This is a genomic window from Leptolyngbya sp. FACHB-8, assembly GCF_014695575.1.
Classification (GTDB): Bacteria; Cyanobacteriota; Cyanobacteriia; order Elainellales; family Elainellaceae; genus Vacuolonema.
On the sequence record NZ_JACJOO010000078.1, the window covers coordinates 1 to 23,188 of the forward strand.

The window sequence follows — 23,188 nt, forward strand, 5'->3', positions numbered from 1 at the left end:
TGGAGGGATTTGAAGTCTTGATTGCCCAGATGCAGCAGTTTTACTGTCCCATCGTGCATGACCTCTTGCTACGCCGTATCCTACTAAACTCTGCCTAGAGTGATGAAAGAGGGATAAGAACCTCCACCAACATCTCCATTCACGGCCTGGAGGCTATTAGAGGCTGTTAACCCCGCAGCGAAAATCTGAGATTGTGTGGTTGGCCATGTTGGAATTGGCCGTAATAAAGCACTGGCGTTGGCTGGATTTTGATTGTAGGCTGCAACTTGAGTGCGGAATGCGTCTAAAGCAGCCAAAGTAAAGCTAAAGACGTAAGCGTTCTCACTCGTTAAATCTGCGTCCAGGTTCGATACGTTTGAAGTAACTTGAACAACGTTGAGGTTGTTCGAGAGCAAACTGTAATAAGTATTGGTGTTTGCAGCGGGAATTTTGGTGGTACTGGGGCTAGTATTGGCTGTACTCGATGTCCCTTGAAGGATTGGGATCAGGTTGAAAGCCGCAGCTTGACCCCCACTTTGCTGACCCGATGGGTTTTCAACGTTAATTTCAATAGTAAAGTCTGGTACTCCATCCTGGTTCACATCAATGAAGATACCCATAAGGGCCTTATATGTGCCCGACTGTGGCTCTGCAATAACTTTAAAGGCAATATTTGTACCATCCGTCTGGATCGTGATGTAGGGATTGGCTGATGTCCCTACTAAATCAGATGCAGCGGCAGTCCAATTGGCATCCGTGTTGCCTTTATTTGTATCGCTGGTTTTACCCAAGGAGAGCCAGGCAGAACTACTCGGATCATAGTTAATCACTAATATGCCTGCATAGCTTGCCATTACTTCTGAACTGAAGGCTAAGGCTACAGGGTAGGTGCCGCCTCGGGTTGTGAGTTGCCAGGATCCGCCCTGGGCAGTGTTACCTACCAAACCACGAGATGCTGCAATACGGGCATGGGTGAGATTTTCTAGGCGGGTAATAAATTCTGCTCCAGCTTCCCCAGCAGCAACGTTACAGGCGTAGAGGAGGAGGGTAGGAGAATCAGGAGGGAGGGCCGCTTCCCTATCGTCTAAACCGGGGAGCCAAGACTCTAGTTCTGAAGCGTAGCGATCGCAAGTCTCAAGATTAAGCTCGGCATTGCCCAGATAAAGGGTACCAGGAGAACCGTGGGCGATGATGTGTAAAGCATAGGATGAATGCGATCGCACCAACTCTGTAATTTGTTGAATGCCGTCGCGATCGCGATCTAGAATATGAACTTCATTAGGGAAATGAATATCTGCAGCAAGCTCGTCATAGTTTGCTACGTTGCTATCGATGATGACAATGTTTTTCAGCCCTTGCATATCGGAAGGTGTTGCACCATTCCGAACTTGAGAATATGCAATTTCTTCCAATTGGCTAATGCTCGAAATCATTGGTATCATAGTTTCCCTTTGTGTTTGCGACATCAACAGTCAGTTTTGTTAAGAGGAAAAAGGTATAGAAATCAAGCTTCTCCATCTCAAAAACACAACACAAGCTTGAAAGCCTTGCTGTTGGGAGAGATGCAGCTTTATTTTGAGGTGTTGAATCCTGCTTTGTTAGGTGTAGTGATTGAACGAAGTAAACCTTCAGGGGTAATGAGACTGGCTTAAATCTGCGTTCAAGTTTCTAGCAGTAGTGACTGAGTTTAGACAGCTTCTTTCAAATGATTGAAGCTAGCATTGAGAAGCTTTTCTGTAACTATAAATAAATACTTCCCAAACGACAGTTTATTTAGAAAAATGTGTGCGTTATAAATGCCCTAAAATTAGCAATTTAACTTATATCCAAACACTGCTATGTACAATTACTGTATGGGGCGGACAGTGACGAAAATAAGAGCAGCGTTAGTATAGAGCATTTCTATACTTCACCAGGAAATAGAAGTATTACCTAAAAAATCTGTAGGAAAATCTTCGGTTGATGTTAATGGATATAAGTTACGAATATTACGGTATTTTTTGCATATAGACTAGCTCTTAAGTTATGGTGAGATGCTATAGATATTCTTCCCATTCCTTCTAGAAATCTAACGATGCCTAGTTGAGAGTATTTGTCTTTAAACAAGCTTTAATAATCCAGCTAGGGAAATGAAAAGGAATAGGAAGTGAGCACGGATCAAAGGAGGGTGGGGGTTGAATAAGAACTACAGCAGAAGCAATAGATATTGGGAAATATCGGCACTTGTTGAACTAAAAAATGTTTAATTTCTCACTGGCATTTTTTAAAATTCTTTATCAAAAAAACTGCGACATCAAACCTTATCAAATTTTGTCAACAAGGACTTATACTTATTCAACAAGTAGGGGGACTTACGGAGAAATAGGATTCCAGGCATTGCAAAGGATGAATGAAGTAGAAGATCTTCTGCGTGCTTCTGCTCAGAGCACTGGGAGAAGATGTTCAAGCTTGATGCTAAATCCTAAGTAGTCACAAACGAGACTTTAGGAGATTTCTGGGAAACAATATCCCCATTATTTGGAAAAAAGGCGCGGCGAAGCCGCGCCTTTTTTCCAAATAATGGGGAAGTTCTTATCTGGAAATCTCCTTATAACAAAAGTGACTGAGGAGTATTTTGAAGACGCAGCTGGCAAATCAGAAATGGTTTCGTCATGTAGAGTGCCTATCCTTTTTCCGCTCGGTTCATCTCCTGTGGGACATACGAAGGGTCTAGTTCTGCCAGTTGCCACTGTATAAATTTATGGCGATCGCCATACCTGCGATCGCCTAAGCCTCACTCGCCTGTTTCGCTGAATACATCGGGGCCGTCTTCAACACTGTGCACAGTGCCAGAGGCATCCATTAGTTCTTTTGCCCTGGTTGGATCGTCGTAGCAGAGATCTAAGACCTCCCACTTCGTCATTCCCCACTTGTTGCCGTAGTACTCGGCCTGGGAAAGGATGCGATCGTGGCTCTGGCGAAGGTACATGGCCAGGGCTGCACTTGCCTGGGTAGATACCTTTCGACCTAAAAACGTTGCCAAAGCTGTCAAAAGCTTCATCTCGTACTCAGGGGGAGCGTTTAGGTGTATTCTCTTGCGTTCTGTTGGTCCGGGCATTGGTTACCGATCCTCCTTGGGATTAAGAGTAAAGCACTTTCTATTGTGCGCGCGATCTTGTTCTATTATCAGCTTAAAAAAGCTTTTGGCTACCAATCAAAGAAATAATAGAGCTATTGGTTGCCAAAACATTTGCTTGAGGTTATCATACTGGACATAGCAAATGGATTATTTTTTGAATGTAAACATGAATAGGGGCTGATCAAAGGGGGTAACCAAAGCATTGTTGCCTGACACTGGCTTTAGTTCTGGATGCTTGTGGAATGGACATTTTGCCCACCCCACAAGCGTTGCAGACCACTCTTGCCAATAGCGAGGTTCATACTACATAACCTCCTAGGAGGCTATTTCCATGCAGTGCAGCGAATGCAGATTAAGTCTGAGCAATTGATCAGCCCGTCAGTTCACTCGCAACGAGTGTCGTCCTGTGGTTACTGAAAATAGAGTTGGGGATTATGAACCTTGAAAGGATGCCGAAGTTGAAATCCCCCAAGTAAGCAACTCGTCTATTCAACCTGTTGTGAAATAAGAGAGAATAGTAGTATTTGGCAGGGATGGTAGTAGGAAGTCCTCAACGTTAGACTTGTTGTGAAATAGGGATGTCACATAGTTTGTGCCAAGGTGCAGGAAGCTAGATTGGCAAGCGCCCCTTTGTGGGTGTCTCGAGCAGCACACCAAACTCAATCGCAAAACAGTTGAGAGCTGGTTTCCAATTCTTGGCAATGTTGCTAAGGGCCTGGTGGGTGGCTTTCATTACTGCCTCATCGTTTGGAAAAGCCTCACAAGATTCTCACAATTTCCTAGTTAAGTAGGAATCGTTCTATCAGCAAATTACATGGGTGCATACAATTTCTGTACTCATCCTTTTGTAACTACTGTTAGACGTGTTTTGCTTTAATAAAAAACTATTATGGGTGACATGTCATTAACCGATCAAGAAGCTGCAATTCTTGTAGAAGCGTTAAGTGAGCTATCACGTGGCATCAAGGTTGGAGCAAACTTTACATACCAATACAATTGCATCGAAAGTTTATTGCAGCGAATTGAAGCAACAACCGGAAAAACGCGACAACAATTGGGGTGGTTAGGTTGGCGTACTCCACCTACGTTTAAGATGGTGAATGCTTTGGAGGCCATTGAAAGCGAATTAAATTCTGAGAAGACCGATAGTTAAGCCTGTCTAAATATTCTGGCTTTACTGTTCAGTCAGCAAGAACATTTCTGGCTCAGACCCTAAAGTAACCTCAGTTCGGGTTAAGGGCTTTTTCGAGTGCCGCGCGAAGCGCGGCACTCGAAAAAGCCCATTATTGCGTGCGCGTCGCGCACGCAATAATGGGCGGTTCGGCTTATCCCGAACTGACGTTAAAGTATAGGGCTTGAACCAGAAATGTTCTTTGTCGCTTCAACAGGCTCGTTTTGTGAGCACAGCATCCACTCTAAAACCAAACCTTGGAAGCCCTATTTTTCGTGCGCTTTGTAGACGAAAAATAGGGCTTCCAAGGTTCGATGCAAAATCTAAGGTAACTGATATGAGATGGCTATATAGTCATTGAAGTACTGGCATAATGAGTCATGCCATAGCTTAGTTGCGGCGTTGCTCAGTGCGGGCTGCCTCTTCAATAGGCCAAGATTGGGAATAATTAGGGGGAGGTTTGTAAGGGTTCTCCGATGGTTGAACTGGCTGGTTACCGCATCATCGAACAACTCCATACCGGCATAAAAAGCTTTGTTTATCGAGGCCAAAACCGGTTAGAACCGCAGGATGTTGTGATCAAAGTTTTGCGCAGCGAGTTTCCAAAACTTGCCGAACTGGTGCAATTTCGTAACCAGTTCACTATCACCCGTGTGCTGAATCTTCCCAACATTATTCAGTCCTACGCGCTCGTGCCATACCGCAACAGCTATGCCTTAATTATGGAAGACTTTGGGGGGATTTCCCTCAAGGTGTGGCTGGAACAGCAACGGGAGATGGGGCATCCGGTGATGATGATTGTCCCCTTCCTGGATATTGCTATACAACTGGCTGATGTTCTTCATGGCTTGTACCAGAAGCACGTCATTCATAAAGACATCAAGCCCAGCAACATTCTGATTAACCCCGAAACCCACCAAATCAAACTCACCGATTTCAGCATTGCATCACTTCTACCACGCGAAGCAAACACGATTCATACATTGGGAGTGCTGGAGGGAACCCTAACCCACGTTTCACCCGAGCAAACGGGGCGAATGAATCGGGGAATTGACTACCGCACCGATTACTACTCCTTAGGCATTACATTGTATGAGCTGTTGACGGGGCACTTGCCCTTCGAGGCTCAAACCCCGATAGATATGGTGTATTGCCATATGGCTAGACAGCCACCGCCCATTCAGCACTGGAACCCCTCCGTCCCTGGGGTGGTATCAGAAATTGTGGACAAATTAATGGCCAAAAATCCTGAAGACCGCTACCAGAGTGCGTTGGGATTGAAGCATGATTTGGAACGGTGCCGTACCCAGTTAGAGCAAACGGGAGCCATTGTTCCCTTTGCCCTGGGGCAACGCGACATTAGCGATCGCTTCCTCATCCCCGAAAAGCTATATGGGCGAGACAATGAGGTTGCTACACTGCTGTCCGCTTTCGAGCGCATTGTTCAACGTAGAGAAGCCGGTTATAGCGAGTTAATTTTGATAACAGGCTACTCTGGCATTGGCAAAACAGCGGTGATCAATGAAGTCCAAAAGCCGATTGTGCGGCAACAGGGGTACTTCATCAAAGGCAAATTTGATCAGCTGAATTGTAATATTCCATTCTCCGCCTTCCTGGCTGCCCTGCGCGATCTGATGGGCCAATTGCTGATTGAACCAGACCTACGATTGCAGCAGTGGCGCACGCGCATTCTGCAAGCTTTGGGTAATAGCGCACAGCTCATTATCGATGTGGTGCCTGAATTAGAGCAAATTATTGGACCACAATCGCCAGTAGTGGAGCTGGCAGGGGATACAGCTCAAAACCGATTCAACCTGTTATTTCAAAAATTTATTCAGGTCTTTGCGACGGTTGAGCATCCCCTGGTGATGTTTCTGGACGACCTGCAATGGGCAGATCTAGCCTCTCTAGAGTTGTTGGGGTGGCTGATGAAAGAGACGGCATGCCGTCATTTATTGGTCATTGGAGCCTACCGCGATAACGAGGTTAGCCCGGCCCATCCGCTGCTCCTAACACTGGAAAGCATTCGCAAGAATGAAGGGATTGTCCACACCCTATCATTACCGCTACTTTCGACAGCGAGTTTGAACCAGCTGGTGGCTGACACCCTCACCTGTAACCTATCCCTGGCGCAGCCACTCGGCACCCTCATTCACCAGAAAACCCAGGGCAACCCCTTTTTTGCAACCCAGTTTTTGCAGGCTCTGTATCAGGATGGCATTATTACCTTTGATGTCATCCAGGGTTGTTGGCAATGCGATATTGTGCGTGTACGAGAGGCGGCGCTGACCGAAGATGTGGTGGCGTTTATGGCGCAGCAGATCCAAAAGTTGCCCAGCCAAACTCAAAACATATTGAAACTAGCAAGTTGCATTGGCAACCAGTTTGACCTAACGACTCTGGCGATCGTGTCGCAGCAACCCGATGCGGATGTGGCACAAGCCCTCTGGAGTGCGTTGGAAATGGGGTTAGTGCTGCCACAAAACGAGGTCTACAAATTTTTCCTGGAACTGGAAGTGGAGCTCGAAAGCCCGTTTTCTCAGCTAGCGGCCCCCGATCTCACCTACCAATTTTTGCATGACCGCATTCAGCAAGCGGCTTACTCCCTCATCCCGCAGCAACAGAAGCAGGAAACGCACCTCACCATAGGTCGGCTGCTGCTGCACAACAGTTCACCTTCCCAACGGGAGAAGTATCTGTTTGCTATTGTGAACCACTTAAACCGGGGGCAAGTCCTCCTGCAAATGCCGGCTGAACGAGAAGAACTGGCTCAGCTTAATTTGCAAGCAGGTCGCAAAGCCCAAGCTGCTACTGCCTATCGGGCAGCGGCAGACTACCTGCATCAGGGGATCCAGCTATTGCCAGCTAATGCCTGGGAACAGCAGTATGACCTTACGTTGGCTCTGCATCAAGACATAACTGAAGCGACCTATCTTTGCACCGATTTTGAGCAGATGGAGCAATGGGCAGCAGTGGTCATTCACCAAGCTCGCTCGCTGCTTGATACGGTACCCATCTACGAAGCCCGATTGCTGGCCGGGCGGGCGCAGGGCAATTATTTGGGAGCTGTGCGCACTGGACTAGAAATGTTGCATACGCTCGGGGTTGACTTTCCGGAACAGCCTACAGCTAACGAAGTGCAGCAAACCTTGACCGACACCTACCAATTGTGGTGCGATCGCCCTCCCCTAACCTTGCTCACTCTCCCCTTGATGGAGGATCCGCAACATCTGGCAGCTATGCAAATCATGACCAAGCTGACTGCCCCAACTTACCGAGCACTACCCACCCTGATGCCGTTACTGATGGCTAAACAGGTAGAATTTTCTATTCGCTTTGGCAATAGCCCCATCTCCATCTTTTCCTACGCAGGGTATGGCATGGCACTGTGCAGCATGGGCAATATTGATGCTGGCTACAGTTTTGGACAGTTGTCGCTGGCGTTGCTCGCCCAGCTTCAAGCAACTGCCTGCGAGAGCCGTGCCGGGTATCTCGTTCACAATTTCATCAGTCATTGGAAAGAGCCGATACACCAGAGCTTACCCGCTTTTGTCAAGGCTTACCAGAGTGGTTTAGCCACAGGGGATTTGGAATGTGTTGTATTGAATGCCCAGGCATATTGCCACTATGCCTACTTTTCGGGATTAGGGCTGGCCAATTTAGCAACCGAAATGGCTGCCTATCAGCAAACCTTGCGTCAATTCAAGCAGGTTTCACTGAAATGTTTAGAAATTGTGCAGCAGACGGTGCTAAATCTGCTGGATGAAGGAGAAACCCCCTGGCTGTTGACAGGTTCGGTCTACAATTCCGAGGAATCGGTTGCTTTCCATCTTGGCCATGGCGATCGCACGTCGCTATTTCACTATCACTTCAACCAAACGGTGCTGTACTACCAGTTCGGCTATCTTGAGCAAGCCGAACAACAAGCTCAGCAGGTCGAAATTTATCAAGATGGAGGCCGCGCCCAGTTTCCCATTGCCCTCTATGCTTTTTATGATGCACTGATTCAACTGGCACGCTATCCCCAAATCCCATTAGCCGAAAAACCTGCCCGTTGGGAACGGATTTTAGAACAAGAGGCAAAACTAAAACACTGGGCTACCTTTTCCCCTCACAACCATCGCCACCGATGGGAGTTGATTGAGGCCGAAAAAGCACGGATTGAGGGACGCACGGTGGACGCTATCGAGGCGTATGATCGGGCGATCGCCACGGCCAAAGCCGACGGGTTCCCGCAGGATGAAAGTTTGGCCAATGAACTGGCAGCAAAGTTCTATCTGGCGTGGGGGCGCGACAAACTTGCACAGCCCTACTTACAAGATGCGTACTACGGTTACGCTGGCTGGGGAGCCAAAGCTAAAGCCAAACAACTCGAAATTCTATATCCACAAAGATTACAGGCATTTTTGCCACATCCCTATCCAGCTTCTAGCCAGGGCTCCTTAGGCCATGCTACCGATATCACGAGCAGCAGCAGCGACACGGCATTTCTCGACCTGACTGCCGTCATTAAGGCATCCCAGGCTATTTCCAAAGAATTGGATTCTAGCCAGCTCATCATCACTTTGATACAACTGGCCCTTCACAATGCAGGGGCAGAGCAAGGCGCATTGACCTTGCTTCAGGACAACCAACTCATGGTTGTTGCCCAATGCTTCAGGGACAAGATCTGTACCACCCAAATGATGCTGCTCACGGCTAGCGAAAGCTTGCCTACCAGCCTCATTCACCTTGTGTTTCGCACCATCGAAACCTTTGTCATTGATGACATTCGTGTAGACCCCCGATTTGCCGCCGATCCCTACATTGTGCGGCAGGCTCCCCGCTCGGTGTTATGCATGCCACTGATGCAGAAGAACCAGCCTGTGGGAGTGCTTTATTTGGAAAACAGCCTGACCTCAGGAGCCTTTACACATGAGCGCATCAACGTTCTCAAAATTCTCTGTGGCCAAGCCGCCATTTCTTTAGACAACGCCACCCTCTACGAAAATCTCCAAACCAGCAACCGCAACCTGCAAAAATCCCTCGAAACTCTCCAAAAAACTCAGACTCGACTCCTTCAGGCCACGGAAAAGCTTCAGCATGATGCCCTCTACGATGCCTTAACTAACCTGCCCAATCGCACCTGCTTCATGAATTTGCTGAACCACGCCATTCAGCTCAGCAAGCGGCACCCTGAACGACTCCACGCTGTTTTGTTTATCGATCTAGATCGCTTCAAAAATATCAACGACAGCCTGGGTCACCTTATTGGCGACGAGTTTCTCAAGCTGGCTGGGCAGCGATTGCAAAGCTGTATTCGTCCATCCGATGTAGTCGCTCGGCTTGGAGGCGATGAATTCGCCATCTTACTAGAAAATCTGCACCATCTCGACGATGCTCTGGAAGTGGCTCAGCGCATTCAGTCACAATTTGCTCTAGCCTTTCGCTGTAGCGACTACGAAATTTTTTCGACTACCAGCACCGGCATTACCTACAGCACATTTAATTACCAGGAGGCGACCGAGGTCCTGCGCGATGCGGATATTGCGCTGTATCAGGCCAAAGCCAACGGTAGAAATCAATATGCTGTGTTCAACCCCACGATGCAAACCAAAGTTGCCCGACGATTGCAACTGGAAAATGAACTTCATCGCGCTCTGGCAGCTCAGGAGTTTTGCCTATACTACCAGCCTATCATTTCGCTCTCAACAGGCCAGCTTCGAGGTTTTGAAGCCCTGATTCGGTGGCAGCATCCCACCCGTGGTCAGCTTTCGCCTGCCGAATTTATTCCTGTCGCGGAAGAAACAGGCCTCATTGGTCGCATCGGTTGGTGGGTGCTGCAGGAGGCTTGTCAGCAAATGGTTAAATGGTTAGCCTTCAACACCTGCTCCATACTGCCTGTTCTCAATGTCAATCTATCAGCCCTCCAGCTCAAGCAGCCCGAACTGATTGAGCAGTTAGAAACAATTTTGCAAGCTACTCAAATTCCACGAGAATGCCTCAAGCTGGAGATCACCGAAAGCTGTATCTTAGAAACCTTTACCTCTGAGGCACAGGTCCTAAAGCGAATCAAAGCTTTAGGCATAAGGCTTTGCATTGATGACTTTGGAACAGGTTACTCCTCTCTCAGTCGGCTCCATGAGTTTCCTATTGATACGTTAAAGATCGATCGATCCTTTGTACAACGATTGAATCAGAACTCGCTAGAAACAGTACAAATGATTCTCACCCTGGCTCATGGGTTGGGAATGGATGTTGTTGCCGAGGGGATTGAAACGGAAACCGAATTAGAAATTCTACGGCGTTTGGGATGTGAGTTTGGGCAGGGATACTGGTATGCACCACCTCTGGATGCAACACAAGCTTTTGCCTGGTTGGCGGCAGTGAGTGATGATTGATAGTGTAGAGTGATCTTGTTATTGACCATAGGGACACATTAGTGCTGTTTAAGCAGCAAAGCTAAACCTGGCTTACTGTTCTGCCCCAAGTCAACTTGATAATCCTGATGTTAAATGTTGCATCACTAAGAAGACTCCCTCTACCCCGCTACAGTAGGGGGGCTTAACGGCACAAATATATTCGATGTCATTTAATTTGGCAGTGTACATCTAGTCGCCCAATCCAATGACCTTTCTCCTATAGCCAAAGTGATAAAGGAGGGATTCGGATCAAGGCAGCTAGTTTACGCTAAGAGTATTTACGGATCGCCTACAGCGCTTTGCGCTTAAAATCTGGTTGTTTTTGTGAGGCACGCGCCGTGTGTCTCTCACAAAAACAACCAGATTTTAAGCGTTTGAAAAGTGTTGTAGATCAGCAGGGGTGTTGATTAATATGGGTAGGTGCGGGCTTTATTTAGATAACATCAACAACCAATGCATCCAGATCATTTCAATCATATTTTTGAGACAGATTATGAGATTCAATATCGAGATACGGATGGTTTTGTTAAAACACTTTGCTTTACTGAGCAAACAACCGATCAACTGATCCTCACGTCGGGTTGGTTAGTTGCCTGCGATCCCAGATGGGTTGAATGTCAGGATCAGCAATATTTTGTGCAACGCCTTAAACCGGATCGCTACTTTATCTCTCTGAGTTTTGCCCGTTCAAGTTTACTCGAGACCGAAGAACTTGCTTGTGCAAGGCTTCACATCACTCAACGACATCCTGTGCGTTGGGAGATTGCGCTTTGTCCGCATGATAATTTGGAGGAAAAGCGGTATGGCTATGGGGTAGAAACTGGCGCAGGCTGCTTCATGGACTATGATTGTGTCGTAGCTTTGGAAGAGATGAGTCGTGGCTTGGATGGTACGTACTTGCTGGAGACCCGGTATTACAACAATCTCAATGTCCAGCTTAGAACTAACAGCAGTGCAGCTAATGTGCGTGTAAGTAAAAATAGAGCGAATGTCATTGCATTCTCGACTGGATTTGGAGATGGCCAATGTATCTCATATTGGGGATACGACAACAAAGACCAACTTGCTTGCTTGGTATCTGATTTCACAACCTCTTATGCTAGTGGAATAGGTCTGGCATACTCAAAACGAATCAACAAGTCTTAAGGCAAAACTTTCTCAATTTGGTTCGCAACTTCTCTGACACAGATTGCCCAAAAACCTGTGATAAATAGGGCGATCGATACAATCACAAATAACACCCGCCATTCACTCAGCGGCCCATTGAAGGGAACCTCGGCTAGCGAGTAGCAAATATTTAAAGTGAAAAAGACTGTCAGACAAAGAACCATCAGTGCAATGGCTTTCCGGCGAAATCCTCTTAAAAGTCCAATGCAAGGTGCTTCAATAGAATTCCACCAAGGTACAGGAACACTGTAAACAAAAGAAACAATCGACTCAATACAGCGCCTTGCGCTTGAGTCAGACACGGTTGTTTTTGTGAGAGCCGCGCGGAGCGCGGCTCTCACAAAAACAACCAGGTTTTAAGCGGTTGAAAAACGCTGTATCATCGAAACAATTTCGGCCCTTTAAGGCGTAATGCTATCAACCTTACCGTCCTTGAGAACAATGAGGCGATCGGCCTGTTCTTGAATAGAGGAACGGTGAGAAACCACAACACAGGTTGGTTTCCAATGGATTGAACCAAAGGCTGGCGTTGACTCATCTCCTCGCTGATGCGGTTGATTGCTCAGAATTCTTCTTAAGCCCTTCCACAAAGCCTGCTCCGTTTCAACATCAAGGGCACTGGAAAGATCATCCATCACCAGTAAATCCGGTTGCCGCAGGAACATGCGAGCCGCTGCTACCCGCTGAATTTGTCCTCCTGAAAGGCGCATTCCCCTGGAGCCAATCTGCGTGTCCAATCCTTCAGGCATGTGAATCAAGTCATGATTCAACATTGCCTGGGCGATCGCCCTCCGCATTTCCTCCTCACTCCGCTCCAACCCCAGCAGCAAATTCTCCCGCAGGCTTGTACTAAACAACTGCGGTACCTGAGCCAGATAAGCACTGCGCGGTGGCATAAAAAACTGGTCAGGATGTTCTACCTGTTCTCCGTTCCAGTAAATTTCACCCTGTTGCGTTGGCAACAGTCCCAGCAGCACCTGTAGCAACGTTGTTTTGCCAGAACCGACTGGCCCTGTAATGACCGTCAGGCTACCCCGTTTCAGGGTCAGGTTAATGTCAGTGATGCCGCGATCGCTTCCTGGATAATGGTAGGTCAAATTAACAGCCCGTAATTCTTGCAGGGGAGGGGTTTGAGAGACAGGGAAGCGGGCGATCGCCGGAAGGACAGAAGGCTTTCCAAACGCACTCGGTAAGTAAAGTGGGGCAGGCTTCACTAGTTGTTCGACTTCCTGGGGTTGATGCCGATGGAAAGAACGGGGAAGCAGGCGTCCCATGCGATCGAATGCGACTTCCGTTTGCTTAATCAGGGCCAGAAATGCTCCCGAAAACCAAAGAAAATCGGTGACAAAGGCGAGGTAATACACAAATAAGGCAAAGTCCCCAACGCTGAAAGAGACGACAGACCTATCTCCCATCATTGTGGCTGCCAGCAGTAGGATCAGCCCAGTGCCCAGGTTGACCATGTTTTCCAAAACGGAATTGAGGGTGGCTGTGAACACTTGATCCTGCACCATGCGTTGACGGCGTTGCTCATTCAGGTGACGAAAGTGTTGGAGCACTGGATCTTCGGCCCCTGCTACCTGGATTGCCTGCACTGCTGCAAACATTTCGCCTAAAATACCAGTCACCTGTTGTGTCGTCTGGCGACTGGCGTAACGGTACTGCTTGATGCGGGTCTCGGCGTATTGGAGTATGAGGGCGATCGCCACCAATGGCAGAAATACGAACAGCGTCAGACGCGCCTGGATCGAAAACAGAATGACCAGGGACACCAGGGCAAAAATTCCCATGCCAGCAATTTCATTGGTGCCTACCACTGCATCTTCTACCTGAGTGGCATCTTCCCGGAAAAAGCTGATTAATTCTCCCGGTGACACGCTGGTATAAGGCCCGTAGGAAAAGGGTTCTGCGCCCGGTCGCCGTAGCAGTTGAACCAGGAGGTTGCGCCGTAACAGGGCACTCATGGTAAAGCGGTGCTGGGTTTTGGTGACGCGCCCGGTAAAGATAGCAAAAATTCGCGCAGCCCCCACCCCTAGCAACAATGCTACCCAAGTCAAGGGGGACTGAAGAGAGCGATCGCCCCCCTGTGTTAGTTCATTGAAGAACCCCCGCAAAATTAACCCTGGTACAGCGGGCAACCCCATGATCAATAACCAGAGGGCACTATCTAACGCATACAAAGGGAACGCATAGCGAATCATGCGCCCCAGGAGTATCCAGATTGAAATTTGACGTGCCATAACAGAGGGGGTACTAGAGACTGGAGGTAATCGTGGTTCCTGCTTTTAGCAATTGTGCAAAGCGAGAATTAGGCAGATGGAGTAAGGTTTGGCGATCGCCATATTCCACCATCTGCCCCTGTTCCAGCATCAAAATCTGATCAACCCGTTCCAGGGTCGCCAGCCTATGAGCAATGATAATTGCCGTTCGCTGGTGTAGCAGAAGGGCAATCGCCTGCTCAAGCTGTGCCTCTGTTGTCGGATCAAGCCGTGAGGAGGCCTCATCGAGAATGACCAGACCGGGATTTTTTAGAAACACACGAGCAAAAGCCAGTAATTGCGCCTGTCCGGCGGAAAGCCCACTGCTATCGGAGCCGAGAAGGGTATCGAGGCCGTGGGGAAGCGATCGCAACCAATCGAATAAACCGAGCGTTTCCAAAGCGGCCAGGATTTGCGAATCGGGAATACGCGAATCAAAAAAAGTTAAATTATCACGCACGGTGGCTTGAAACAACTGCACATCCTGCGTTACCAGACCGATCCGTTGCCGTAGGTGGGAGAGAGGAATGTGGGCGATCGCCTCATTTCCCAGACGAATCTCGCCCGATTGAATATCGTAGAAGCGCAGCAGCAAGCGGGCGATCGTACTTTTGCCGCTTCCCGTCCGCCCGACAATACCCAACGTTTTTCCGGCTGGTAAATGCAACGAAAGGTCTTTTAGTGTCCAGTTTGTTGGGGAAGATTCATTCTCCCTTGCATAACGAAAGTAAACTTGACGGAACGACACCGGAAAAGCCGTATTGGGCAGTTTAGCTGTTCCCTGGTCGTGAATGGGTGAGGTGACGTGCAGCAAGGATTGAATGCGATGGATGCTGGCTTCTACTTGTTGAAACTGTTCTAATTCTTCGCGGATGCGTTCGATGGGTTGGGCTAGCAAGTTGGTGTAGTGGAAGATGAGATAGGCGGTGCCGATGGTGATGGCGTTTTGTCGCCAGAGGTAGGCCGCAACCGCGAGGGCGATCGCATTGCCTATCGTAAACAACCCCACACTCGTCGCCCAAAGCATCGTACTGGCAAACCGGGCTTTTTGATAAATGGGAAGCCACCGCTGTAGGATGCCATGAAATCGGTGCATGACATATCCAACTGCCCCGTTCGCTCGAATATCTTCTCGTCCTGTTAAATGTTCTCCCAAAAATCCAAAGAACTCTGCTCCCACCTGGCGGTAGGCTCCCCAGGGTTGCACGGCCAAGGGTTGTAAGTTCAGGAGCAGGAATAAAGCACCTATGGAGAAGATAGTTAAGCTAATTCCTGCCACCTTATTTTCGAGCATTAAAACGAGCAGAATTCCACTCAATAAAATCCCATTGCCGAGGATATGAATGACGAGTTGAGAGAAAAAGCGAGATAACACGCTAACATCGCCATCCACCCGCTCCAAAAGCTCACCGGGAGAATGGGATTTGTGAAAGGATAAATCAAGCTGTAAGCAATGTTTGGCTAAATCAAATCGCAAATTATTGGTGGCGATCCATGCGACAGTTTCGCCTAAGTAGGTAACCACAACAATCAAAGCCTGGGTCAGAATCGCTAAACCGATGAACAGGAATGCCGCCCGAAAGAGTTGCTGTTGAGAACCACCGGATACAGCTGTATCAATGAAGTAACCCAGAATTTGGGGATTGAGAATTTGCAGACCAATGCTGCCCAGGAGGGCGATCGCCAAACCAATGACGCGCCTCCGTTGTGGCTTCAGATAATGCGATAGGATCGCGGCATAGTGTTTGAGAGGAGTTCGCATAGAGCATCAGCATGGCCCAGAAGCAATGCGGGTGAAGGACGCAGGGCGATCGTTAAGCAGCTTAGCGCAGAAGGTAACCCGATGTTAGGCAATTGTGGCGCTTAACGGGAGTTTTTTGGCGCTTTGGCGGAATTTTCAAGCGACCTTGGTGAATGGCAAGCCGGCAGTTTTCCATCCACCAAGGTTAGTACTCTGTCAAGGAGTTTTTGAGGGGCCGTAGACCTCTCAAAAACTCCTCAAATTTCATGTTCGAGTGTGAGGTTACCCTACACTTGAACATTGGCAGGCTACTAGCACTAAGGGGCGTAAGTTAGCATACTATTATCGAGTCGAACGCATGGAGAAACAGCCTTGCCCCCCTAGTTCCAAACCCTCTCAAGTTAGCAAGCGATGAAGCGATGAACGGGAACAACTACAACAACTGATTAAGGGCCATAACACAGCTCAACAACTGGCGTTAAGGGCACGGATTATTCTCAGCAATTCTCATTTTGAATTGAAGCCTGAAAATAGCCCGCCGAAGGCGGGCTATTTTCAGGCTTCAAAGCCGAGAGTTCGCGCCCGTCGGGCGCGAACTCTCGGCTTTGAAGCTCATAATGAGAATTGCTGGATTATTCTCCTTGCCGATGAGGGAAAAATCATCGGGAGATCGCTCGAGCCTTGCAGATTAGCCACCAGATGGCACGCTTGTGGCGAACTCGGTGGTTGGCAACACACTCAAGCGAAACAAGTGTGGTCGAACGATTGCAGGATGAGGAACGCAGCGGTGCCCCTGCCACCTTTTCGGCTCGAATTTGATCATCGCTTGCTTTGCATTAATAAGATTTTTATTTTCTGAAACTTAAGCTAACGGTCCATACCAATAGAGTTTTGCCCGACTGGAAGCTAAAGGCTGCTGAACGTGTCTGCTTTAGGACGAACACCATCTGGTAGCCTCTATTGTCAATGTAGGACGGTTTGATGAAGGATCAGTTCTATCTTCATTACCTATGGCTCATCATAACTTTTCGTATGGGTGAAATGTTTCTTATTCCTGAAAGTTACAGAAGAAGATGCATGGGATGTTGCACTAAAAGACTAAAAAGTTCGCAAGATTCATTTTTCATGGCTGCTCTGCTGGAATTTCCAACCCAGATCTCCATTGGGCTGGAAAATTCGTATTAATGCTATTTATGTGGTTGAAACGCGTCGAGGTTATTGTAGTTTTGATTCTGATAACCTGGCTTTTTTGCCCTCTTGACGTCCCTTGAACATCCAAAGCTAGAACTTATTGAGCCGTAATTTTTCGCACGCCATATGCCCGAAAAATTGCGGCTCAATAAGTTCTAACGTTGCTGAATACTTGATTCAGGAACGCCTTCTTTAAAGCAGTGAACGTCTGTAGGAGGAGCCCAGATGGGTAACTGCTGGATTTTCTGGAGGGTTAACTCAACATAGGTTGTGTTGTTTTGGGCGATCGCCATCCCAAAGTAACCTTCCTCACCATCATGGGCATGAGGCCCGCTGCTCAAAACAGTGTAACGCCCCTGCCGCCGTGCCTGATTAAACGGAGAGCCTACTGTTGCTGGCCAACGAGAAGCAAACACAAAGCGCGGAATATCTTCAACCCAATCCCGGCTCCCCTGCAGATGGTAAACGTGATGGGCCGTCTTAAACCCGTTTTCCCCGTTAAAGTCCCCTCCCACGGATACGACGGTCAAACGAGTATTCAGCCATTGATCTAAATAAGGTAAAGAGCCTAAGGCCACCTGCACACCCCCACTGGTTCCAATCAAAATAATATTAAGTGGTTGGCAATGGTTTGTGGGGATGGGGTGAACGGCATTCATCCGCTCAATCATGGCATCAGCAATACCTTGGCTGTACACAGGGCCATAGCGATCGTCCGCCGAAATCGCAAAGCGCCACAAATTTCGAATCTTAATCAGTACATCTACATTCTCTAACCATCCATCGGCACGCTCGATCGCTCCCCAAACAGGCGCTAAAAAACGGCCTCCGGACAAATCTTGATTGGCAACAGAGTAGGGAAACACATCGCTGATCGCAACGCAATTGGGATGTAGGCGGATCAGTTGATTTAAAAGCCATTCTTCACCAGGAGTTAGTTGATTCGCTGAGTAATCGCCAACCCCAGGCAAGTAAACGATATAACAATTGATATTAGAAGAGTGAATAGAAGATGGATTACTAGAAGCAGAGCCTTCACTCGCAGATAAACGCTTGGGCGGTTTCTTGGAAAGCCCTAAGCTTTCCCTACTTTGATTTAACCACCACACCAGAGTTCCAACGGGAGCAAAAACTCCCCAACTCAACAACAAAATTCCAGCCAGGATGAGCAACCTGGAAGTACTGCCAGCTAGCCAATGCAACAGTCGTTGAAGAAAAGCAACCATGTGGAGGTTTATAGCATTTGCTTGTATGGTAAGTATAGGCAATGTAATGTGTTGATTAAAGCTGTTTTTTCTCGTGAATTCATCTTTCGGAAGTTTTAACTATCCAGCTACAGCATGTCTCAATTCAGTAAGGTATAGGAGAGAAATGTGGGATAAAGTCGCTTATTGCTCTCCCATACCTCACTAAATTAGGAAAGGATACACGTGTGAGTAAGCAGTCATTACAGAAACATTTATGGGCTACTCTCTGGAATGCGATCGCCCTTAAAGCCAATCTCTACGACAATGCTCGCAACACACCGAGAAACCATCGCATTGCTTTGACGATTGTTCTGCTAGCAGCGCTCTCTCATATGCTAGGAAGTTCGGTTATTTTATTGATCAATCGAGCTAGTGGTCAGGCTTTCTTCCTGGCACTACTCATCGACGGGTTAAGTATTATTTCAGGATATTACTTGTGGACATTGGTCATTCTAAAAGTGGGCCAATGGCTGAAGCCCATTGACCCAACCTACGGAGATCTGTTGAGCCCTATAGGGTTTGCCTATGCTCCACAAGTCTTCAACTTCCTAACCCTAATTCCGCTTTTAGGTCGTCCCATTGAGTTAGTCCTGGCAGCCTGGAGTTTGTTGGCCGCTATTGTTGCTACTCGCGAAGGGTTAGATATTAAAACACGTCAAGCTGCCCTGATTTGTATTCTTGGCTGGGTTCCTATTCAGATAGCGATCGGATTTATCCAATTACTTGAACAAGAAATAGCCAACACTTTTTGAGAATTTATCCAGTGTTTTGACTTTTGAGCAAGTATCCACAAGGATATGCGTTCCAGCACAACTAAAGTTGCTGTGATACCGACAGCGAGGCCAAAAAGAATTAAATTATTCTCATTCCCAACTCGCAATGCAAAGCTCAGCGATGTTGAAACCGCAGGTGGATGCACCACATCCATTAAAATCATGAGGATAATTGTCAGTACCATAGCGCATCCAGCAGCCCAATAACCTGGCCCTAATAATAGACTTAATCGGAAATAGTGTAGGCTAAAAGCCAGGTACAGAGGACAAGGACAGGGTAAGGACGATGCTGAGCTACCCCAAAGTGCAAAACAAACCACGTGTGCTGCAAAGCTTGACTGGGCTGAGCGTGAGCGAGTTTGAGCAATTATGGGTGAGCTTTGAGCGAGCATGGCAAGACTATTTAGGAGATTTCCAGTAATGAAATTACCCCCAGAATGTTGGTGCTGTGCCCGCTTCGCGGGCACAGCACCAACATTCTGGGTAAATTCTTATGCAGAAACCTCCTTAGAGCACCATCACATTCAGATCCCCAGAGCCAGACGCTATGGTGGGGGACGCAAGGCACAATTGCAGGATACCCGAGATAAGTTGCTGTTCATCCTGGTTTACTTTCGCCTGTATCCCACGCAGGAGGTGCAAGGGTTTCTGTTTGGCATTGGGCAACCTCAGGCGCACGATTGGGTGCATAAGCTCACGCCGATTCTGAATCAGGCCTTGGGATATGAGCAACAACTGCCCGAGCGTCGTCCCTGGCGGTTAGAGCGGGTGCTCCAAGAATGTGTGGGTTTGGAGTTGATCATAGATGCCACCGAACGACGTATTCCTCGCCCCAAGGACAAAGATGAGCGCAAGCAGCATTACAGTGGGAAAAAGAAAACCTTTACGGTGAAGAATCTGCTCATCAGCCAGCGTCAAGGCAAGGTGTTGTACCTGAGTGACACCTACGAAGGGAAGAAACATGACAAAGCGATTTGTGATGAGGAGGATTACCGTTTTCCCGAAGGCACCCAGTTATGGAAAGACACCCGCTTTCAAGGCTATGAACCCGAAGGTGTAAAGACGCATCAACCGAAGAAGAAACCCCGCAACGGCGAATTGAGCGAAGCAGACAAAGAGCGCAATCAGGAGATCTCACGGGAGCATGTCCAAATAGAGCATCACATTGGAGGCATCAAGCGGTGCAACATTGTGGTGCATCCGCTGAGGACCCGAACGGATCACTTTACCGATACGGTAATGGAGGCTGCTTGTGGCCTCCACAACTTCCGACTGAGTCAACGGCAACTAGCCGTTGCCTAATTGAAAGAGAGATGGAAAGAGCGAGCCCTTTTCCGTTAATCCACCTCCTTATTTCCGATTAAGTCTATTAGATAATCAATCGCAATTAGATAGCACATAAATTCTGATAAGCAACTTTCAAAGAAATGAGCGAAAAAGATTAAAGTATACTTAAGCATCTATCATACTCAGCAAATCCACTTAATACCTTGTCAGGGGACATTCGAGAGATCCGTCCACTCTGTGCGCTGTCTTGGTAATGATTACTCCAAAACCTCATCGTCGCAACACTCATGCCCAGCCGTTTCAATTGGAGAGCGATCGCTTTTTGAGCCTTTCGCTGGATATGATTTGCGTCATCAGTCACGATGGTTATTTCCAATATCTTAATCATCAGTGGGAAGAAGTTTTGGGCTTTTCCAAAACGGCGTTACTTGGTCATTCCTGGACAGAATTTATCCATCCCGATGATCAGAAATCAGCGCTCAATCACCTATATATTCTTTGTTCACAATCCATCTCTTCTGGCCACCTGATATTTGAGAATCACTATCGTTGCCGGGATGGTAGTTATAGGTGTTTTTTGTGGAATGCTGAATTTTGCCCAGAACAACAAACAATTTATGCTGTTGTTCGAGATATTACCGAATTTGAAAAATCCCGACATGCGCTGCGAGAAAGTGAAGAACGATTTCGTTATCTAGTTGAGAGCGTTAAGGATTACGCTATTTATATGCTCGACCCTAATGGCAACGTGATTAGCTGGAATCCTGGTGCCGAGCGAATCAATGGCTATACTGAAGCAGAAATTATTGGTCAATCTGTAGCGCAATTTTACCTGCCAGAAGATGTACGTGCGGGTAAACCCGCTTACGAATTGCAGGTCGCAGCAACCGTTGGGCGATTTGAAGACGAGAGTTGTCGGGTACGCCGTGACGGTTCTCAGTTTTGGGCACACGCTGTTGTCACAGCATTGAAGGATAAGCAAGGACAGTTGCGTGGGTTTGCCAAGGTAACTCGTGACATTACGGAACGAAAACAAGCTGAAGCCGCTTTGCAAAAAGCATACGATGATCTGGAACAACGAGTTCAGGAACGAACTGCTGAGTTACTAGAATCCAATCGCCTGCTGCGACATGAAATTGTGGAACGCCAGCAAGCAGAAGCCGGATTGCGCCAATCAGAAGCGCAATTGCGCCAACAAACTCAACAGTTACAACAAGCCTTGCAGCAATTAAAACAAGCTCAAGCGCAACTGGTACAATCTGAAAAAATGTCGAGTTTGGGGCAGTTAGTGGCGGGAGTTGCCCACGAAATTAATAATCCAATCAATTTTATTTATGGGAATATCGGCTATGCAAGTCAATATGCTCAAGATTTACTATACGTGCTGACGTTATATCAACAGTCTTTTCCTCAGCCTACTCAAGAAATTGAGGAAGCTCTTTCAGGGATTGATCTGCATTTTATCTTGAATGATTTACCAAAGTTGCTAAACTCGATGCAAGTGGGTGCCGATCGCATTCGTCAAATTGTTCTTTCTCTACGCAACTTTTCTCGGCTAGATGAAGCAGAGAAAAAGCCTGTAGATATTCATCAAGGTATCGATAATACGTTGATGATTTTGCAAAATCGCCTTAGTCCACAGTCTGCGTTTCCCACAATTACGGTTTGCAAAACCTATGGTGACTTGCCTCTGGTTGACTGCTATGCAGGGCAACTCAATCAGGTATTTATGAATATTTTAAGTAATGCGATCGATGCTTTAGAAGAACGAACTCACTTTAATCAGCAGCTTAAATTGAAAGATGATACTATCATTTCCACATCTTCTTCTGAGTTATGCTGTCCCCTGCCAAGCATTCACATTAAAACAGAACAACTCAACTCTGAGTGGATCGCCATTCGTATTACAGACAACGGATTGGGAATGACTGAGCAAGTCAAACAACGCTTGTTTGATCCCTTCTTTACGACAAAACCTGTTGGTAAAGGAACAGGTTTAGGACTATCGATCAGCTACCAAATTGTGGTGGAACAACATGGTGGAAACCTCAAGTGTCAGTCTGCTCCTGGGCAGGGAACAGAATTTGCGATCGAGATTCCAATCAAATCTAGTTGCTCCACACTGCTTATGACGACCAAGTTCACCGACTACAGAGGATTTTAAAATCTCCACCGACTATTTAACACGCTCGCCATTTTCTCAAGCCCGTTCTGCTTGCTGTCGGAAATTGGGCCGGAACGAACAAGACAGCCACGTTAAGACTGTCCCAGAACAATTCAAAGCACTGATAGTAGACGGTGATCGGCTGACCATAAATCCAGACGGTGGTTCTGAGGCCGGCTGTTGGCCGTACAGATTGCAGAGGAACCTTGCTGCCCCACCGGCGTGGACGGTTTTCGCCTGTGCTTGCTAAGACACGGATTGAGCGCCGCATATGCAGCCGTGGAAATTCGCCCTTAACACCAATTGAGCGCTTCTGGAAGTCTTTCAAGAGCCACCTCAAAAACAAAGCTTCTCGTCCTTACAAGCATTACGGGAGTACGTCCAAGAGTTATTTGACCAAATCACCTACGAACAGGTGATATCTATTGCGTCTTACGATTTCATTTTGGAAGGTCTTTCTATGCAGCTTCATATTGAATTGGTATAAGCAATGCCAATAGGGGCCTATTCCCCAAGCAGTTGTAAATAGACAGAAAAAACTGGGCCCTTCAAATCAAGCAATAAACAGCATGTCTTATCTGCGATTGCTCCATATCAATCGCCCGTACAAAATTTCTATTATTACAACAATGAGAAAACTTATGAGAACTTATGATGGGATTAGAAAATTTCTGAAATTTACTGGATTGCT

General features: G+C 47.4%; 11 protein-coding genes and 1 pseudogene. 6 read left to right on the plus strand and 6 right to left on the minus strand.

Annotated features, from left to right (window positions below):
- Positions 1 to 83: 83 nt before the first annotated feature.
- Positions 84 to 1,412 carry a DUF4347 domain-containing protein gene (locus H6F91_RS21870; protein ID WP_190789473.1) on the minus strand — a complete coding sequence of 443 codons (1,329 nt, stop codon included), beginning with the start codon at positions 1,410 to 1,412 and terminating at the stop codon, positions 84 to 86.
- Positions 1,413 to 2,752: 1,340 nt separating this feature from the next.
- Positions 2,753 to 3,019, minus strand: coding sequence for a hypothetical protein (locus H6F91_RS21875; RefSeq protein ID WP_206754959.1), 267 nt, complete (start codon positions 3,017 to 3,019; stop codon positions 2,753 to 2,755).
- A 976-nt stretch (positions 3,020 to 3,995) separates the two neighbouring features.
- Here H6F91_RS21875 and H6F91_RS21880 point away from each other — a divergent pair.
- The 3 genes from H6F91_RS21880 to H6F91_RS21890 all read left to right on the plus strand — a co-directional run bounded on the left by H6F91_RS21880 (position 3,996) and on the right by H6F91_RS21890 (position 11,815).
- The gene (locus tag H6F91_RS21880; RefSeq protein WP_190771780.1) at positions 3,996 to 4,250 is read left to right on the plus strand and encodes a hypothetical protein; all 255 of its coding nucleotides are present in this window, start codon (positions 3,996 to 3,998) and stop codon (positions 4,248 to 4,250) included.
- 494 nt (positions 4,251 to 4,744) lie between these two features.
- Positions 4,745 to 10,648 (plus strand): EAL domain-containing protein, encoded by a 5,904-nt coding sequence (locus H6F91_RS21885; RefSeq protein WP_190771781.1) that lies wholly within the window; start codon positions 4,745 to 4,747, stop codon positions 10,646 to 10,648.
- Positions 10,649 to 11,122: 474 nt separating this feature from the next.
- The gene (locus H6F91_RS21890) at positions 11,123 to 11,815 is read left to right on the plus strand and encodes a DUF4241 domain-containing protein (protein WP_190771782.1); all 693 of its coding nucleotides are present in this window, start codon (positions 11,123 to 11,125) and stop codon (positions 11,813 to 11,815) included.
- Between the two features lie 422 nt (positions 11,816 to 12,237).
- Here H6F91_RS21890 and H6F91_RS21895 read toward each other — a convergent pair whose 3' ends face one another.
- The 3 genes from H6F91_RS21895 to H6F91_RS21905 all read right to left on the minus strand — a co-directional run bounded on the left by H6F91_RS21895 (position 12,238) and on the right by H6F91_RS21905 (position 18,252).
- A complete protein-coding gene (locus H6F91_RS21895; protein ID WP_190771783.1) occupies positions 12,238 to 14,076 on the minus strand; it encodes an ABC transporter ATP-binding protein in 1,839 nt (612 codons plus the stop codon).
- A gap of 13 nt (positions 14,077 to 14,089) precedes the next feature.
- A complete protein-coding gene (locus tag H6F91_RS21900; protein WP_190771784.1) occupies positions 14,090 to 15,856 on the minus strand; it encodes an ABC transporter ATP-binding protein in 1,767 nt (588 codons plus the stop codon).
- 1,325 nt (positions 15,857 to 17,181) lie between these two features.
- Entirely contained in the window at positions 17,182 to 18,252 is a 1,071-nt protein-coding gene (locus H6F91_RS21905; RefSeq protein WP_190771785.1) for a hypothetical protein, read from the minus strand.
- Between the two features lie 206 nt (positions 18,253 to 18,458).
- Here H6F91_RS21905 and H6F91_RS21910 point away from each other — a divergent pair, with 206 nt between their 5' ends.
- A complete protein-coding gene (locus tag H6F91_RS21910) occupies positions 18,459 to 19,025 on the plus strand; it encodes a YIP1 family protein (protein WP_190771786.1) in 567 nt (188 codons plus the stop codon).
- On the opposite strand, the pseudogene H6F91_RS28625 reads toward H6F91_RS21910, so the two are convergent.
- Positions 18,968 to 19,270: pseudogene (locus H6F91_RS28625) on the minus strand (HPP family protein); the annotation flags it as partial. The gene H6F91_RS21910 and the pseudogene H6F91_RS28625 overlap by 58 nt on opposite strands.
- Before the next feature lie 196 nt (positions 19,271 to 19,466).
- Here H6F91_RS28625 and H6F91_RS21920 point away from each other — a divergent pair.
- Both H6F91_RS21920 and H6F91_RS21925 read left to right on the plus strand, forming a co-directional pair.
- A complete protein-coding gene (locus H6F91_RS21920; RefSeq protein ID WP_190771788.1) occupies positions 19,467 to 20,348 on the plus strand; it encodes a transposase family protein in 882 nt (293 codons plus the stop codon).
- Positions 20,349 to 20,586: 238 nt separating this feature from the next.
- A complete protein-coding gene (locus tag H6F91_RS21925) occupies positions 20,587 to 22,497 on the plus strand; it encodes a PAS domain S-box protein (RefSeq protein WP_190771789.1) in 1,911 nt (636 codons plus the stop codon).
- Positions 22,498 to 23,188: the final 691 nt, after the last annotated feature.

What these genes read in the sequence shown, in the direction of transcription:
- H6F91_RS21870 (WP_190789473.1), bottom strand. Translation starts at nt 1,412, where the DNA reads ATGATTTCGAGCATTAGCCAATTGGAAGAAATTGCATATTCTCAAGTT.
- H6F91_RS21875 (WP_206754959.1), bottom strand. Translation starts at nt 3,019, where the DNA reads ATGAAGCTTTTGACAGCTTTGGCAACGTTTTTAGGTCGAAAGGTATCT.
- H6F91_RS21880 (WP_190771780.1), top strand. Translation starts at nt 3,996, where the DNA reads ATGTCATTAACCGATCAAGAAGCTGCAATTCTTGTAGAAGCGTTAAGT.
- H6F91_RS21885 (WP_190771781.1), top strand. Translation starts at nt 4,745, where the DNA reads ATGGTTGAACTGGCTGGTTACCGCATCATCGAACAACTCCATACCGGC.
- H6F91_RS21890 (WP_190771782.1), top strand. Translation starts at nt 11,123, where the DNA reads ATGCATCCAGATCATTTCAATCATATTTTTGAGACAGATTATGAGATT.
- H6F91_RS21895 (WP_190771783.1), bottom strand. Translation starts at nt 14,076, where the DNA reads ATGGCACGTCAAATTTCAATCTGGATACTCCTGGGGCGCATGATTCGC.
- H6F91_RS21900 (WP_190771784.1), bottom strand. Translation starts at nt 15,856, where the DNA reads ATGCGAACTCCTCTCAAACACTATGCCGCGATCCTATCGCATTATCTG.
- H6F91_RS21905 (WP_190771785.1), bottom strand. Translation starts at nt 18,252, where the DNA reads ATGGTTGCTTTTCTTCAACGACTGTTGCATTGGCTAGCTGGCAGTACT.
- H6F91_RS21920 (WP_190771788.1), top strand. Translation starts at nt 19,467, where the DNA reads ATGAAATTACCCCCAGAATGTTGGTGCTGTGCCCGCTTCGCGGGCACA.
- H6F91_RS21925 (WP_190771789.1), top strand. Translation starts at nt 20,587, where the DNA reads ATGATTACTCCAAAACCTCATCGTCGCAACACTCATGCCCAGCCGTTT.